The following is a 15,839-nucleotide window of genomic DNA, read 5'->3' as shown; positions in this document are numbered from 1 at the left end:
GGTCCCGATGCGTCTCCTGGTACTCGGAACCGGCGGCATGGGAAACAGCCATGCCAATGCCTTTGCCAAGATAGACGGCGTCCAGATGGTGGGCGCCGTCGACGTCGACCCGGCGCGTGCCAGGGCCTTTGCCGCCCGGCACGGCATCGATCACGCCTTTACCTCGCTCGAGGAAGCGATCGCCTGGGGCGAATTCGACGCGGCGACGAACGTCACGCCGGACAAGGCCCACCACCCGACGACGCTGGCGCTGATCGCCGCCGGCAAGCATGTGCTCTGCGAAAAGCCGCTGGCGGAGAATTACGACAAGGCGGCGGAGATGGCCGAAGCCGCCGAGCGCTCCGGCCTCGTCACCATGGTCAATCTCACCTACCGCAATGTCGCGCCGCTGCAGAAGGCACGGGAACTGGTGCTCGCCGGTGAGATCGGCCGGCTTCGGCACCTCGAAGCCTCCTATCTGCAGAGCTGGCTCGTATCCAAGGCCTGGGGTGATTGGGCGAGCGAGTCCACGTGGTTGTGGCGGCTGTCGACCAAGCATGGGTCGAATGGCGTGCTCGGCGATGTTGGCATCCATATTCTCGACTTTGCCGGCTATGGCACGGGCAGTTCGGTGGAGCGGGTGTTCGCACGGCTCAAGTCCTTCGAAAAGGCGCCGGACAACCGGATCGGCGAGTACGACCTCGATGCCAATGACAGCTTTGCCATGACGGTGGAACTGGAAAATGGGGCGATGGGCGTGATCCATGCCAGCCGCTGGGCGACCGGCCATCTGAACGAGCTGAGATTAAGGCTGCACGGTGATCGGGGTGCTCTCGAGGTGGTCCATACGCCGCAGGGCTCAAGCCTGCGGGCGTGCCTCGGAGAGGACGTGGAAACGGCCGTGTGGCGTGATATCGATGCCGGAATCGTGCCGACCAATTACGAGCGCTTCGTGGCTGCGGTCGAGAAGGGCGAGACGGTCGAGCCGGGCTTCCGCCATGCAGCAAACCTGCAGAAGGTTCTGGATATGGCAATGGAAACCGAAAACGAACGATGCGAACTGGCGGTGTGAGTTCGCCATCCGTTGCGTTGAGTGCTCCCAGGCTGCGCGGTGGGGGACGAAGGTGATCCAAGCAGACTTGCCTGGCTTCGCCTGCTAAGTCTGCTTGGTTCATTTTGACGTGGGCCACCTGTCAGAGCGTCACGGCAGTGGCCCGCTACAGCCCCGATGTGTTAAACGTGTGAATGATGGCGATAGTCCCAGACCGCCCAGGCTGATATCGCGGCGACGAGCAGACCCAGAATGACATGGGTCCACATGGCGTTCACGTTTGCCATGAAGCCGAGGAGCCAGGGAGATACGATCAACCACAGGCCGATCACCATATTCGCCCATTCCTCCCATTCGGCGAAGGCCGAAAGGGTTGCTACCGCGAGGGCGCCGAGCACGATGCCGGCTATCCAGGCGTTCCAGGTCGGAGCGGCTTCAGATGCAAAACCAATGACCCAGGGTGAAAGGAACAGGCACACCGCCAGGACCAGATTCGCCCAGTCCTGGGCTCTTTTTCCTGCCATGAGAGTGCTGGGCATGACAACCTCCACTGAAGTTGGCCAAAGCGTCACCTCTCGCTGGAATACCCGCTCCGGTCGATTGAAATCGCGCGGACGCTGTAACGCTTTGAATTGCTGGTGATTTTATCCAAAATACACCGAAGATTCAAGAAATCCGTTACCGGGGCGCCTTATGGCTACTCGCCCGAGGCCCGGATCGTGAGCGTGGCCTTCAGGCCGCCTTGCTGTGCGCACGCGACGATTGCGTGAGATAGGCGTCGAAGGCGGCGGCAACGGCGCGGATGAGAAAGCGATCGTCCCCGCGAAGCCCGACCACGCCGCCGTTGTTTTCCAGGATTCCGTCGTGTTCCAGCATTGCAAGCCGGCTATTGCCGTCGAGGAGTATTCCGGGATCGAGGCCGTGCTCGGCGGCCACGGCGGGGACGTCCTCGTGAAAGTCGCACATCAGCCGCTCGATGATCTGCGCGCGCAGACGATCTTCCTCGGTCGACCGGTAGCCTCTCTTCGTCGCCAACTGCCTGCCGGCGATCTTCTGCGCGTAGAGGTCGGCGGGATTTCGTTTTGCACGTAGCCCTCCGGCAGACCATTTCGAGGTTCACATGCTGAACAAGGGCGCGGAAGGCTCGATGGTGTTCGAGCCGGCCTTTGTCAAGGTCAATCCCTGCGACACGGTGACTTTCATTCCGACCGACAAGGGCCACAATGTCGAGACGATCAAAGACATGATCCCGGATGGCGCCGAGCCCTTAGTCCGCGCCGGGAAATTTCGTCCCCTCTACTCATAGCGCAGGGCCTCCATGGGCGACTTCCGCGCCGCGCGCATGGCCGGGTAGAGGCCGAAGACAAGCCCAACGAGCGCTGAAAAGAGAAAGGCGAGTACAACCGGTTCGCCGGTCAATTCGACGCGCATGTCGAAATAGGATTCGGCGACGACGGCGCCGGCGAAGCCTGCCGCAGCCCCGGCGATGCCGCCGGCGAGCGAAAGGATGGTCGCCTCGGCGAGGAATTGCGCCAAGATCGTCGCGGGCCTGGCGCCGATCGCCATCCGCACACCGATCTCCCGGGTGCGCTCCGTCACCGAAACGAGCATGATGTTCATGATGCCGATGCCGCCGACGAGGAGCGATATGGAGGCGATCGCGGCGAGAAGCTGGGTCAGGGCGGCGGAAGACTGCTCCTGGAGCTTCAGGCTTTCGGTGATGTTGTTTATCCTGAAATCGTCGCTCTGGTTTGCTGAGAGACGATGCTGGAAACGGAGGATGTCGCGAACCTCCTCCATCGACTCGTTTATTTTCGTGTCATCGGCTACCTTGACGGTGATCATCGAGACCGAGCCTGCCTTGGCGAAGCTCCTGCCGAGGACTTGGTTACGCGTGGTGCCGAGCGGAATGAGGACGATGTCGTCGAGATCGGAACCGTCCAGCATCTCGCCCTTGCGTTCCAGCAGCCCGATCACCTCCATGGGAAGATGATTGACCCGGATCGTCGCCCCGATCGGGTCCGCATCCTTGAAGATCCGCTCCGCCGTGGTCATCCCCAGCATGACGACTTTCGATTCCGATTTGAGGTCGCGCTCATCGATCGACCGGCCTTCTGCCAGGCGGCGGTCGCGGGCGGCAAAATAATCTTCGGTGATGCCGATGACGCCCGAAGACCAGTTGTCTACCGCTGTCGCGAGGTGGGCGGTGCCCGCCACGGTGGGCGCGGCCGCGATGATGCCTGCTCCCTCCGAGCGGATCGCCTCCGCATCCGCTTCCGTCAGTGATGGACGCGTGCTCGCGCCTAGCCGAACGCCGCCGGACGTGGCATAGCCCGGCGTCACGATGAAAACGTTGGTGCCCAGACGTGCTATCTCTTCCTTGATCCGCGCCTGCGTTCCCGCACCGACCGCCACCATCACCACGACTGAGGCGACGCCGATGATGATGCCAAGCGTCGTCAACGCGCTGCGGAGTCGGTTGCCGCGCAGCGACCGCGCGGCCGTGCGCATTGTGTCGATCGCCCTCATAGGACCGCCGCCGGCAGGAGGGGCAGGCGGCCGGCTGAGAGGTCGCGGTTCGTATCCCCGGCGATCCGCCCATCCGATAGCGAAATCGTCCGGCGCATGTTGGCCGCCACCTTCGGATCGTGGGTCACGACGATGACGGTCGTACCGTCCGAATTCGCCCCGTTCAGAAGCGACAGGATCTCGTGGCCAGTGGTCGTGTCGAGCGCGCCAGTCGGTTCGTCGGCAAGGATCAACTCCGGCTGGTTGACGAGCGCGCGGGCGATCGCGACGCGCTGCTGCTGACCTCCGGAGAGCTGGCTCGGATAATGCGACATGCGGTTCGAGAGGCCGACGCGGTCGAGCATTTCCGCCGCCTTCGCCCTGCGCATTGTCGGCGCCTGCCGGGCGTAGGCAAGTGGCAGTTCAACGTTTTCGAGTGCCGTCAGCCGTGGCAACAGGTTGAAGTTCTGGAAGACGAAGCCGAAGCGGCGGCAGCGCAGATCCGCGAGCTCCGCCGGCGAAATGCCGCCGACCTCCTCGCCGGCGAGGCGATAGCTGCCGCTGGTCGGCGTATCGAGGCAGCCGAGAATACCGAGCAACGTCGACTTGCCGGAACCGGACGGACCGATGATCGCCACGGAACTGCCGGCGTCGAGCTCGAACGAGACGTCTGAGAGCGCGGGAACCGGGACCTCGCCGAGGTCGAAGCGCTTGCTGATTCTCTCCAGGCGAACGAGCGGCATCAGAATATCCCGATCAGGCGCCGCCCATCCTGCGCACCGCCCTGGCTGGCGCCGGCGGCAAGACCGGTAATGACAATATCTCCTGGGCTCAGCCCCTCCGCCGTGACCGCGGTGAAGCCGCCATCGGACGCGCCGAGCTTCACCGGAACGGCCGTCACCTGTCCGCCCCGCGCTACAAGGACGCGGTTCTCGCCGCCGCGAGGTTCGTTCGGCAGGCGGAAGCGAAGGGCTGCGGTCGGCACCGCCAGAGTTGTTCCCGTTTCGTCGACGATGATCCGGGCGGTCGCGGTCATGCCGGGCAGGAGCGAGAGGTCCGGATTGGGAGCGGCAGCGATCACCGTGTAGGTCACCACGTTCTGGGTTGTTTGCGGCTGCAGGCGGATCTGCAGTACTTTGCCTTGAAACAGCTGGCCCGGATAGGCATCGACCGTAAACTCCATGCGCAGGCCCGGGTGAATGCGGCCGATCTCAGCTTCCGGCACCGAAACATTGACCTGCATTTCGCGGAGGTCCTGCGCGATCGTATAGAGCACCGGCGCATCGAGCCCGACCGTGACGGTCTGGCCGACTTCGATATTGCGATGGATGACCGTGCCATCCACCGGCGAGCGGATCCCCGTGCGCTCAAGGTCGCTCTTCGCCTTCTTCAGTCCCGCCTCCGCCGAGGCAAGCGCATAACCCGCGTCCTGCCGTTGCGCTTCGGCAAGGTCGCGCGCGGCCTCCGCCTTGGAGAGATCGACCTGGGAACCGGTTCCGCGCGCTGCGAGCGACTTCTTGCGCTCGAACTCCTCTTCAGCATCGCGGAGCGACACCTCCGCCTTGAGTACATCGGATTCCGCAACGCCGACCTGCGCCTGCGCCTGCTCGACCGCGATCTCGAAGAGGCGCGGATCGATCAACGCAAGGACGTCGTCACGCCGGACCTCGTCGTTGAAATCGGCCCGGAATTCCTTGATCTGGCCGGAGAGTTCGGAACTGACATTGACAAGTGCCACGGGCCGGACGGTGCCGGTCACCTCAATCCGGTCGACGATCCGGCGCACTTCGATTTCGGCCGAGCGATAATGGGACGCTACGAATGGAGAGCTGTTGGCCTCGGCAAGTATAGAGCCTGTTGTAGCAAGCCGATTGCCTTTGGCGGCGTTATCCCACCCCGGGATCTCTGCGAGATAGCCAGTCTCTGCCCCTGCCCATGCGAGCCCAGCCAGAATGGTAACGGAGAAAACTCCACGAGAAATTCTACGCACTTCCGTTACTCCGCATGTCACGCGCAAAGGCCAAAGGGACCCTTGCGCGCTGAACACTCATGCGACGGCTCGGTAGCCGTTGCAAATCGCAATCAGATTCCGCATTGCGCGCTGGGATATGTGTCGACAGGCACGCTGGACTGGCCATCTTTCCCGCCTACGTTCTGGCAGACTTTTTGATCCTCGAGCACGGTAGGCTCGCCAACGACGGTCTGGTTCTGACCCTCTACGGGATTGCCGCTCTTGACGTTGATCGCAATGCACGTCGTAACTGTGTACGTCGTGACATCAGCGAACCCGTTGCCGCTCTTGCCGGAATAGGAAATGTCGCCGATTTCCGTTACCGTGGTGCTCGGGCCCGGGACATAAGAAATGTTTTTATTTGGGCTCGTCAGTCCGTCACAGGCGCCGGCGAACGCCGTGTTTGCAACCGTCATAGTAACAGCTGCAGCCGCCGCAAAAGTCATCAACTTACGCATTCAGTAACTCCATGTTGGTAACGCGTGCGTCCGGGCGCCGACTGCGCTCTTGCCGCGTATTTTCCACAGCATCAACAAACAGGAGCACCCCACCCGCTGCCGTGCTGGTTGAAACCTCTGCGCCGGCGCAATGTAAAATTCAATATATCCGCAGGATATACCGATCGTTAACCATAGTGGCGACTCGGCACTTGCCAGTGGTGAGTGAGAACATGGCCGCAGTTGGCTTGCGCCTGGCTCGGGCTGCATGGGAGCCCCGCGTGTCCGCGGGGGCTCCGCTTGCCGGTTAGCGGCAGAGGTCGCCAGCGAGATCTGTGCCGTTTGGGCTGTTCTCGCAGACCTTGACGCCTTCTTCGACCGAAGTTGTGGTTGTAGTGACCGAGGTGCTCTTATCGTCGACCACGTTACCGCCGGGGTTGATCGCGAGGCAGATTGTGGTTGTGGTTGTGGTCGTCGTTACGTCGGCCCAGCCATTGCCGCTCCCGCCGGCGTAGCTGATGTCGCCGAAGCTGGTCGAGGACGATGTTGAACTGCCGCCGTCGGCCCACGACCACTTAGAGTTCGGCAGGCCTTCCGATCCAGAGGGACATTCAGCCATCGCCATCCCGGAGACCATAGTCATCGCGGCCGCGGCCAGCAGCATGTTGACGTGACGCATTCGTGTTACCTTTCTCTCTGTTGTGCGCCTGCGGCGCGGTTTGTCCCTCCACGTCCGCAGACGGTAGGCCCCGCTGCTGTCGTAATGGGTGCCCCCTTGTTGTTCCGTGCGTGGCCGGTGACGTGTCCGCGCGCGTCCGCCGACCACTCTGTTTGCTGTGGTCCGTCGGCTCTTGCCCACAAGTGGTGATTAGGTGGTCTCGCTCCCCCGCCTGTGGTTCACAGTCGGATTTCTCTGCTGATGCAGGGAAGGATGCGCTAAAATAGGAGTTGATTCTATATTCCGTGAAGATATAAGCTGAGTTGTAAATTTTGAAGTAACCAATAATTCTTTGTAATTAGGGTTTAATATAGAATAGTTATGGCAGATGGTTCGCTATGGCGAACATTGCGGGGATGCGTCTCAATTTATCCGGGAGGCAGCCCTGGTGAGCTTCATAAGAGAAATTACTCTCCATCTACTCAAGCTCAGGTTTGGGGGGAATTCAGTGAGTTATATGCAAAGTATAGATCGCGCGTTCCAAGCGGAAGCGGTGCATGAGTATTTTGATCACACAGTTTGGCCTCATGGCGTAAAGGCCATCAGCGCCCGGCGATTGGTTGCTGTTTCGCGCCTGGTCCTGGCGATATTTGCATTGCTGGCAATCTATATCGATCCGACACAACCGGCCCGCAACAGCGAGATTGCATACTTCATCCTGGCGGCATACGTCATCTATTCCGGTGCGCTGGTGGTAATGATGGAGCGGTTTGTGGTCAGTCGCCCAGCCGCACATCTCGTCCATGGCATCGACATTCTCACATTCGGCGTGGTCCTCCATCTGACCGATGGCCCGACGAGTCCTTTCTTCGTGCTGCTGACCTTTGCCTTGTTTGCTGCGACCATTCGCTGGGGCTGGCGCGGTGCCGCCTTCACGACGCTGGCGACAGTCAGCATTTACGGAATGTTGGGCGCCTTGTCCGACGACCTTATGGATGACCTTAACCGCGTTGTGATGCGCGGCATCTATCTCATCGTCGCCGGCGTTCTGTTCGCCTATTTCGGGCACATCATCGAGCGGATGCGGCTCGGCGTCGCCAGCCTGACAGGATCGTCGGCACAGGCATGGCTCGGCGGCGACACGCCAATCGCGTCGGTCCTGCGCCGGGCGGCCGCGATCACCAGGGCAACGCGGGCACTGGCAGTCTGGCGGGACGAGGCGGGGTCGCTTGCGAGGGTCGTCGCTCTCGATCACGGTATCGCCAGATATGAGGAGAGCGCGAACGGTCTGCCCGAGGTGATGGGCAGCCGGGGCGGGGCGGAATTCTGGCGCGGGGGCTCACAGAGGCTGCCAGACTGGCTCATTGGCGGCAAGGCGGAGAGCATGATCATGGCTCCTCTTCCGGGGGGCTCGGCGGAAGGCTTTGTGCTCTTCATAGACTGCGAGGAAACGGGAGAGGACCTGCTTCCGCTGGCAAGCGTCGCGGCTGCGCGCATCGGCTATGAAATCGCCGAGCAGGACTTGAGGCAGCGGCTGATTGAAGCTGCGAAAGCCGAGGAACGCGAAAAGCTGGCACGGGACATCCACGACGACCTGCTGCAAAGCATGGCGGCCGTGTCGATACAATTGGCCACGCTTCCGAAGAAGAGCGAGGGCGAAACGGAGGGGCAGCTCGCCCAGATACGCGCCATCATTGGCGAGCAGCAGGACAAACTGCGAACACTCGTAAGAGAGGCTACCGGCGAGCGGCCGGCGCAGAAGACATGCCGTGTTGCCGGGCGTCTCAGGAAATTGCTTGTCGAACTGCAGGCGCAATGGGCCTGCAGCATCGCTCTCTCGGTTGCGCCTCTCGATCTCGTCATGTCGGAGAAGGCGGTGAAAGGTCTTTTCATGCTGATCTCCGAGGCGATCGCCAATGGGGTTCGGCACGGTCGCGCGAGTCGTTTTGAAGTGCACCTCGAAAGCACACGCACGTTGTTTACGTTGACGATCGGGGACGATGGGGTGGGTCTCCAGGAGCCTCCCGGCACATTCGAATACGAAACCGTGCTTGCCGAGGAGGTCGGGTCGATCTCGCTGCGCAGGCGAGTGCAGGCACTCGGCTGGCGGCTCTCGCTTGACAATTCTCCTCAAGGCTTGTCGGTGACGATCAGGGGTGCTCTAGAATGAACGTGGCGGCGATGGAGAAGGGGAGAATGGTGGACACCCGGCCGACGACGATCCTGTTTGCGGACGACCATCCGCTCGTCCTCAATGCGCTCAAGGGGTTGGTTGGCGGCGACGAGACGCTGCAGCCGATCCATTTCGTCGGGGATGGTCTGGCGGCAATCTCGGCCGTCGAGAAGGATGCGCCGGACGTGGCCGTGGTCGATATGAGGATGCCCGGTCTCTCCGGGCTGAAATTTCTCGAAGAAGTCCGAAGCCGAAGACTGCCGGTCCGGGTCATCCTTTTCACGGCCGAAATGAATGATGAGGAGATTTGCGACGCGGTGTCGCTCGGGGTCGACAGCATCCTGTTCAAGCGGTCGGCGCCCGAAAACCTGCTCGACTGCATTCACAAGGTGGCGGTGGGGAGCCGCTGTTTTCCCGATGCAAGCATAGCGGCTGCGGTCGATCGGCAACGGCAACAGCGCGAGAGAATGGATCAGTTGCTTCCGCGCTTGAGTCCCCGGGAAACGGACATCGCGATGATGGCGGCGAAGCGCATGTCCAACAAGGAGATTGCGAAAGCCCTGGACATCACCGAAGGAACGGTCAAGGTCCACCTCCACAACATCTTCCTCAAGCTCGGCCTCTCCGACCGGTTGGCACTGAGAACATTGCTGTCACCCATCGTAGAGCCGTCCCAACCGGTTTCGGACGGCTGACGGGAGATTATCGACACGACCTGACGTCGGAAGACCAATTCATTTTCGTCCCGAGCCTGCTCCCTCTCCCATATGCTGGGACCATTACATGCGCTACGTTATGAAACGGTGGGTGCGTGTCCAGCAACTTCGACAACTCATGTTGGGAAAGATGGATTGGAACTCGGTACAGATTGCCATTGTCCTGGTCCTCGTCGTCGTGGTGTTCTTCGGCTTCATCCGGGAGTTGGTGCCGCCTGACGTCGTTGCGATGAGTGCAGTGGCTCTCCTGCTCGCGCTCGGCATTCTCAATACGGACGATATTTTAGGCGTTTTCGGCAATAGCGCCCCGGTGACGGTGGGGGCGATGTTCGTGCTCAGCGCCGCCTTGGAGCGGACCGGCGTCATCGACGGTTTGGGCCGGGTCGTCACCCGCGCGGCGAAGTGGTCGCCGCTGATGGCGCTCGTGACGATGATGGTGAGCGTGATGATCATGTCCGCCTTCATCAACAACACGCCCGTGGTCGTCATCCTCACGCCGGTGGTGATCGGTCTGGCAACCACCGTGAAGCTGTCCCCCTCGAAATTCCTGATTCCGCTGTCTTTCGCCAGCATCTTCGGCGGGACGACCACGATCATCGGCACTTCAACGAACATACTCGTCGATGGCGTCGCCCAGAAGCAGGGGCTGGCCCCCTTCGGGATGTTTGAAATAACGGCTGCGGGCGTCATCATGGCCGCTGTCGGTGTTGTCTACCTGGCTGTCGCCGGGCGTTGGCTCCTGCCGGACCGCGACAGCCTCGCCGGGCTGCTTCCGAAATCGGAGGACCGGAAGTTCCTGGCCGAGGTGCTCGTGCCCGTCGGGTCGACGCTCACCGGCAAGAGGCTGAAAGAGGCCGGATTTACGGCGGAGCGCGGTTTTCGCGTCGTAGATCTGGTGCGAAACAACATTTCCTATCGATGGAGCCTTGAGAATGTGGAGCTGAAAGCGGGCGATCGGGTCGTGGTGCGCAGCAAGATCGGCGACATGCTGGCCCTGCGGGAGGCAAGCGACGTCGCCTTTGGCGGCGGAGCGATCCATGCCCTCGAACCAATCGGCGCCCAGGAGACCGTCGTCATGGAAGGCGTGGTGGGGCCGCAATCGCGCTTTATCGGCCGCCGTGCGGCCGATCTCAACCTGAGACGCCTTTATGGCGCCTACGTGCTCGCGGTTCATCGCCAGGGCGAAAACATCAGGGGAAACTTCAATGATGTGCGGCTGCAGATGGGCGACACGATCCTGCTCGAAGGGCCGGCGGAGAGCATGCGCCGGATGTTCGACTATCGGGAACTGGTAAACCTTGTCCAGCCGAGCGAGAAGCCGCTCAGGCGCAACAAGGCGCCCATCGCAATCGGCGCCATCCTTCTGGTGATGGGGCTGGCGGCCTTCGAGGTCCTTCCGATTGCCGCACTCGCCCTGATGGCGGCGATTATCGTCGTGGCTTTCGGATGCCTCGAGGCCGAGGACGCCTACACCTCGATACGCTGGAACATTCTGTTCCTGATCTTCGGCATGCTGGCTCTGGGCATTGCCATGGAGCGAACGGGTGCCGCACGCCTCGTCGTCGACGTTTTTGCCGGTCTCATCAGCTCGTTCGGCCCGCTGGCGGTTCTTTCGGCCGTCTACCTGATAACCTCGCTTTTGACCGAGATGATGAGCAATAACGCAGCCGCGATCCTGTTGACGCCGATTGCGGTGGGGCTTGCCCAGACACTCGGCGTCGATCCGAGACCCTTCGTTGTTGCGGTCATGTTTGCGGCAAGCGCTAGCTTTGCCACCCCGATCGGCTATCAGACGAATACCTTCGTCTACAATGCCGGAGGCTACCGGTTCACTGACTTCATTCGGATCGGTGTCCCGCTGAACCTGGTCATGTGGGTGACCGCAACGATCGTGATCCCGATCTTCTGGCCGCTGTGAGTCGAATGGTGAAGACTTGATGCAAGAAGAAATGACAGGAGCTGCCCGCCAACCGCGCTGCCCGATCTGCGGAGGCACGACCTTCGAGCCGGGCCCGCGCGGCCGCATGGCCTTGAGCGGCGTCCTGCCCCGTTGCGCCGGCTGCAAATCGCTGGAACGCCATCGTGTCGCGCGGGTTATGTTCGACAGGCTCGGCCCCGAACGTTTCGCCGGCTGGTCGGCAATCCAGTTCAGCCCCGATCCAACGGTCGATCCAGCATGGTTCGGCTCTTTCGAGCTCTCGGTCTATAGCGCCCCGGGCGGTATCGACATTCAAATCATTGACCGCTCCGACTGCGCCTACGACTATGTCGGCTGCTCGCATGTCCTGGAGCATGTCGGCGACGACCGGGCAGCCCTGAACGAACTGTTGAGGATCACCGCCCCGCGCGGTTTCGTTTATCTCAATATTCCGGATCCGTTTGCCGAGGAGGTGACGCGGGATTGGGGCTTTCCCAAACCGGAAAAGCATGGACACTGGCGTGTCTACGGCCGGGATGTGACCCTCCGCTTCGATCGCTATATCCCGCTGCAGCCGGTCTTGGCCTATCGCGGAACCGATCCGGTTACGGGTGAGGCAACGGGCGCGTTCCTTCTGCCCAGGTCGGCGGAAACCTACCGATGGATCGTCGATCGGTTGGGAAGGGACGTGGAGCTCTTTTCCGGTCCGCCCCTCGTCTGAGGGCACGCCAGCCGGCATTTTTCTCGTCGTTCTGCCGCGGCTCAGCCGGCGAGGGCCGATCGATCGGACGGAGATTCCTCCGTATGTATTCGATCCCGGCCGGCAAGCTTTGCCCTGTAGAGAGCGGCGTCGGCGCGGGCGTAGAGGCTGATGGCGGTGTCGCTGGCTTTCGCGAAGGCAATGCCGGCCGAAAACGTGTAGCGGAAGTCCGGGTGCTCCTGCAAAGGCCTGGACATGCGGACCGAGGCGAGCATCCTTTCGACGATCAACTGCGCCTGCTCAAGCGAGGTGGCGGGAAGGGTGAGCACGAATTCCTCGCCACCGACCCGACCGAAGCAGTCCGTGCGCCGAACCAGGCTGTGGATCCTCTTCGCGAAGTCCCGCAGGACCACGTCGCCGATCTGATGGCCGAACTGATCGTTGATGGACTTGAAGCGGTCGATGTCGAGAACGCAGAGGCAGCCGAAAGACGGCTCCTTGCTGCCTTGCGGCTGCAACATGTCCTCGATCCGGGCGGTTACGAACCGGCGGTTGGCAACTCCGGTGAGCTCGTCGGTATAGGAGGCCTTGATCGCCAAATCCCGGTCCTGCCGGACCGCCCTGGTCTTGGCCTTAAGGCCGGTCACGTCTGTGGCGACGCACAGCATCCAGCCGTCCTTCCGCATCGTCTCCGTCATCCAAAGCCACCGCCCGTCGCAAAGATCGGTCTCAAAGGCCCTGAAGCCGATCTTGCCCCGGCGTGATTGGGTGGACCGGAGCCACTCTTCGAAGTCCGTTGCGCTGATCACGGTGCCGCGGCGAGCATGGAAATTCCGCCGCATCAGGTCCGGCCAGAGCGGCGTCTCGTCCGGCTCGATGAAGTAGGCCGAGCGAAAGGCCGGGTTGGCGTAATGCAGCCTGTCGAACTCGTCATAGGCGGCGACGAGCACAGGGGAAGATTCGAACAATTCGTACAGTCGGCTGATGTCCTTCTCCATGGCCCGACTTTAATCGACTCTCGTTAATGCAAGCGCTAGATTGGCGGCGAGATTTCAGAGGTTGTCTGCACCATCATCATGTCGAGAAAACGGCTGTAATGCACTCCAAAAATGCCCTCATAGCGTGCGGACTTCGGAGCTGACGCCAGACGATGTCACCCGACTGGAAAATAACGCTACAGCCGCCGACCTTGCTTGTCGAAACTATGCAGGCTTTCCGGTCTTGCGACGACTTCGACCTCGTCATCTATGCCCATGCGCGAGCGGCCCGGCACCCGGAAAACAAGTGGCTCGCCATTGGCCAGGGTGCCGTGAACGTAGCTCTCCGCGCCGACAAGCTCGACGGCCCCCACGCGGACTTTTCCCCGGAAGTGATCGCCGCCCGCCTTCTCGTCGGCGAGCGTGATGTCTTCCGGCCGGATGCCGAGTGTCGCAATACCGGGTCGTCGGATGACAGCCTCCGGAGCCGACCAGACCATATGGCTGTCGCCCATCTCAAGCAAATTCATTGAGGGAGAGCCGATGAAGGTCGCGACGAAAGCGGTCGCGGGCTTTTCGTAAAGCTCGATCGGCGTACCTACCTGTTCGATCCTGCCGCCGTTCAGAACGACGAGCCGGTCGGCAAGCGTCATGGCTTCCAGCTGGTCGTGGGTGACATAGACACTCGTGGTGCCGAGGGTGCGCTGCAGGCGCTTGATTTCCACGCGCATCTGGACCCTCAGTTTTGCGTCGAGATTCGAGAGCGGCTCGTCGAACAGGAAAGCCGCCGGTTCGCGAACGATGGCCCGACCCATGGCGACCCGCTGGCGTTGGCCGCCGGAAAGCTGCCGCGGCTTGCGATCCAGAAAGGCCTCGATCTCCAGCGATTGCGCCGCCTTGGCAATCCGGTTCTCTATTTCCTCCTTCGGCGTGTTCCGGTTCTTCAGCCCATAGGCAAGATTCTGCCGGACGGTCATGTGCGGATAGAGGGCGTAGTTCTGGAAAACCATGGCTATGTCACGCTCGGAAGGCTCAAGCGCGTTGACGACGCGGTTTCCGATCGCGATTTCGCCGGATGTAATGCTCTCCAGACCGGCGATCATCCTGAGCAACGTCGATTTTCCGCAGCCGGAAGGGCCCACGAGTACGATGAACTCGCCGTCGGCGATGTCGAGCGAAACGCCGCGAATGGCATCGATATTGCCGTGATAGGTCTTTCGAACCTCTTTGAGAGTGATCGTTGCCATTATTTCTCCGTCTCAACGAGGCCTTTGACGAACCACTGCTGCATCAGGACCACCACCACCACAGGGGGGATGATTGCAAGGATTGCGGTCACCATGACGTAGTTCCAGGGGGTGGATGCGTCCGCGAAATCCACCATCTTCCTGAGCCCGATGATGATCGTGTTCATCCGGCTGTCGTTGGTGACGAGGAGCGGCCAGAGATATTGGGTCCAGCCATAGATGAAGAGGATCACGAACAGAGCGGCAATATTGGTCTTGGACAGCGGCAGCAGTATATCGCGCATGAAGCGGAAGGGTCCGGCATTGTCGATGCGGGCGGCCTCCACCAGTTCGCCCGGGATCGTCAGGAAAAACTGCCGGAAGAGGAAGGTCGCGGTTGCCGACGGACTACGCTGACCATTGCTATATAATGCAGCCGTATGGTCGGGAGACCGTATGGATGGGAGGATTTCATGGCAGGGAGCGGCAGCTACAAGGGAAAATGTTTCTGCGGTGCGGTCGAGCTCGAGACGACAGGGGTGCCAGCTGCTATGGGATTTTGCCATTGCAGCTCATGCCGGGAATGGTCAGCCGCGCCGGTCAACGCGTTCTCGCTTTGGCCGATGGATGCGGTTACGATCGTGAAGGGCAGCGATGATCTCGCCAGCTACCAGAAATCGGACAACAGCATCCGCAGATGGTGCAGGGCCTGTGGTGGGCATGTCATGACCGAGCATCCAAGGTGGGGGCTCACCGACGTCTATGCAGCCGTCATTCCGGCACTGCCTTTCAGGCCCATGCTGCATGTGAATTATCAGGGGTCGGTGTTGCCGATGAAGGACGGCCTGCCTAAGCAGCGTGATTTCCCGTTGGAGTTCGGCGGCACGGGCGAGCTTGTGCCGGAGTAGCGCTCGCCGAAACCCGTAAGGAACCGGGCGAGCGCTGACAGATCGTGTTCTTGGCTACTTTCTCACGCCATCGGTGACGGCTTCGATTACCTGCGTGGCCATGGCGAATTCACGGCCCCTGTTTTGGATGCGATGGCGTTTTGCGATCCAGCCGAAGTCCGTATAGGCGGCATAGACCGAGCCGTCCTGAGCCTGGTAGACGAGAACGCGCACGGGCCAGTCGAGGCCGGCAAGCGGATTGGCAGTTATGAAGGTCGTGCCGAGCGCCGGATTGCCGAACAGCATAAGCCGCGACGGCCGGACCTTGTTGCCGGCGTCGTTGCCGAGCCGGGCCTGGTCGATGATGCCGAAGAGGGTGATGCCCTTTTCTTGGACGCTGCGCTTGATGCGGTTCACCGTCTCGCTGACGGTGTAGCGACTTTTGACAGTGACGATTCCGTCCCTGTCTCCGGCTTCAACCGTCGAAATGTGAGCCGACGTCACGATCGCGGCGGCGATCAGGGCAGCCGACCGGGTTACATTGCTGATCTTCTTCATGAGAAGCTCCTCTTTGTTGCCACGGGACCGCGCGTCCTTC

The 15,839-nt window shown here is 61.4% G+C and carries 15 protein-coding genes and 3 pseudogenes; 7 read left to right on the top strand and 11 right to left on the bottom strand.

The window, feature by feature from the left end:
- Positions 1–7 precede the first annotated feature (7 nt).
- Positions 8–1,051, top strand: coding sequence for a Gfo/Idh/MocA family protein (locus tag SJ05684_RS26045; RefSeq protein WP_034856267.1), 1,044 nt, complete (start codon positions 8–10; stop codon positions 1,049–1,051).
- A gap of 161 nt (positions 1,052–1,212) precedes the next feature.
- Here SJ05684_RS26045 and SJ05684_RS26040 read toward each other — a convergent pair whose 3' ends face one another.
- Together SJ05684_RS26040 and SJ05684_RS26035 are read right to left on the bottom strand one after the other, a co-directional pair.
- A complete protein-coding gene (locus SJ05684_RS26040) occupies positions 1,213–1,569 on the bottom strand; it encodes an SPW repeat protein (protein WP_034856265.1) in 357 nt (118 codons plus the stop codon).
- Positions 1,570–1,762: 193 nt separating this feature from the next.
- Positions 1,763–2,133 (bottom strand): annotated as a pseudogene (locus tag SJ05684_RS26035) (coproporphyrinogen III oxidase); the annotation flags it as partial.
- Between SJ05684_RS26035 and SJ05684_RS26030 the strand changes: the two are divergent.
- Positions 2,130–2,294 (top strand): annotated as a pseudogene (locus tag SJ05684_RS26030) (plastocyanin/azurin family copper-binding protein); the annotation flags it as partial. The pseudogenes SJ05684_RS26035 and SJ05684_RS26030 overlap by 4 nt on opposite strands.
- 32 nt (positions 2,295–2,326) lie before the next feature.
- On the opposite strand, the gene SJ05684_RS26025 reads toward SJ05684_RS26030, so the two are convergent.
- From SJ05684_RS26025 to SJ05684_RS26005, 5 genes are all read right to left on the bottom strand, one after another.
- Complete coding sequence (locus tag SJ05684_RS26025; protein ID WP_034856262.1) at positions 2,327–3,559, bottom strand: ABC transporter permease; 1,233 nt, start codon at positions 3,557–3,559, stop codon at positions 2,327–2,329.
- Positions 3,556–4,281 (bottom strand): ABC transporter ATP-binding protein, encoded by a 726-nt coding sequence (locus SJ05684_RS26020; protein WP_050980072.1) that lies wholly within the window; start codon positions 4,279–4,281, stop codon positions 3,556–3,558. Before SJ05684_RS26020 ends, SJ05684_RS26025 begins: the two co-directional genes overlap by 4 nt.
- Positions 4,281–5,528, bottom strand: coding sequence for an efflux RND transporter periplasmic adaptor subunit (locus SJ05684_RS26015; RefSeq protein WP_157211986.1), 1,248 nt, complete (start codon positions 5,526–5,528; stop codon positions 4,281–4,283). The genes SJ05684_RS26020 and SJ05684_RS26015 overlap by 1 nt, the downstream gene beginning before the upstream one ends.
- Positions 5,529–5,620: 92 nt before the next feature.
- Positions 5,621–6,007, bottom strand: a complete 387-nt coding sequence (locus tag SJ05684_RS26010) for a hypothetical protein (RefSeq protein ID WP_034856260.1) — start codon at positions 6,005–6,007, stop codon at positions 5,621–5,623.
- Positions 6,008–6,293: 286 nt separating this feature from the next.
- Positions 6,294–6,665, bottom strand: coding sequence for a hypothetical protein (locus tag SJ05684_RS26005; protein ID WP_034856259.1), 372 nt, complete (start codon positions 6,663–6,665; stop codon positions 6,294–6,296).
- A 634-nt stretch (positions 6,666–7,299) separates the two neighbouring features.
- On the opposite strand from SJ05684_RS26005, the gene SJ05684_RS26000 reads away from it, so the two are divergent.
- The 4 genes from SJ05684_RS26000 to SJ05684_RS25985 all read left to right on the top strand — a co-directional run bounded on the left by SJ05684_RS26000 (position 7,300) and on the right by SJ05684_RS25985 (position 12,172).
- On the top strand, positions 7,300–8,814 hold the full coding sequence (locus SJ05684_RS26000) for a sensor histidine kinase (protein ID WP_034856258.1): 1,515 nt from the start codon (positions 7,300–7,302) through the stop codon (positions 8,812–8,814).
- Between the two features lie 26 nt (positions 8,815–8,840).
- Positions 8,841–9,512: a response regulator gene (locus SJ05684_RS25995; protein WP_034856257.1), complete on the top strand. Its 672-nt coding sequence runs from the start codon at positions 8,841–8,843 to the stop codon at positions 9,510–9,512.
- 88 nt (positions 9,513–9,600) lie between these two features.
- On the top strand, positions 9,601–11,451 hold the full coding sequence (locus SJ05684_RS25990) for an SLC13 family permease (protein WP_309568594.1): 1,851 nt from the start codon (positions 9,601–9,603) through the stop codon (positions 11,449–11,451).
- Positions 11,452–11,470: 19 nt separating this feature from the next.
- Complete coding sequence (locus SJ05684_RS25985) at positions 11,471–12,172, top strand: methyltransferase domain-containing protein (protein WP_050980070.1); 702 nt, start codon at positions 11,471–11,473, stop codon at positions 12,170–12,172.
- Between the two features lie 41 nt (positions 12,173–12,213).
- On the opposite strand, the gene SJ05684_RS25980 is transcribed toward SJ05684_RS25985, so the two are convergent.
- The 3 genes and pseudogenes from SJ05684_RS25980 to SJ05684_RS25970 form a co-directional block, all read right to left on the bottom strand.
- A complete protein-coding gene (locus SJ05684_RS25980) occupies positions 12,214–13,149 on the bottom strand; it encodes a sensor domain-containing diguanylate cyclase (protein ID WP_034856237.1) in 936 nt (311 codons plus the stop codon).
- Positions 13,150–13,325: 176 nt separating this feature from the next.
- Positions 13,326–14,375 (bottom strand): sn-glycerol-3-phosphate import ATP-binding protein UgpC, encoded by a 1,050-nt coding sequence (locus SJ05684_RS25975; protein WP_034856234.1) that lies wholly within the window; start codon positions 14,373–14,375, stop codon positions 13,326–13,328.
- Positions 14,375–14,758 (bottom strand): annotated as a pseudogene (locus tag SJ05684_RS25970) (ABC transporter permease subunit); the annotation flags it as partial. The pseudogene SJ05684_RS25970 and the gene SJ05684_RS25975, both read right to left, overlap by 1 nt.
- Before the next feature lie 69 nt (positions 14,759–14,827).
- Between SJ05684_RS25970 and SJ05684_RS25965 the strand changes: the two are divergent.
- The gene (locus SJ05684_RS25965) at positions 14,828–15,262 is read left to right on the top strand and encodes a GFA family protein (RefSeq protein ID WP_034856282.1); all 435 of its coding nucleotides are present in this window, start codon (positions 14,828–14,830) and stop codon (positions 15,260–15,262) included.
- A gap of 54 nt (positions 15,263–15,316) precedes the next feature.
- Here SJ05684_RS25965 and SJ05684_RS25960 read toward each other — a convergent pair whose 3' ends face one another.
- The gene (locus SJ05684_RS25960; RefSeq protein ID WP_034856232.1) at positions 15,317–15,799 is read right to left on the bottom strand and encodes a DUF302 domain-containing protein; all 483 of its coding nucleotides are present in this window, start codon (positions 15,797–15,799) and stop codon (positions 15,317–15,319) included.
- Positions 15,800–15,839: the final 40 nt, after the last annotated feature.

This window comes from Sinorhizobium sojae CCBAU 05684 (assembly GCF_002288525.1).
Classification (GTDB): domain Bacteria; phylum Pseudomonadota; class Alphaproteobacteria; order Rhizobiales; family Rhizobiaceae; genus Sinorhizobium; species Sinorhizobium sojae.
This window is presented reverse-complemented; position numbering and strand designations above follow the sequence as displayed.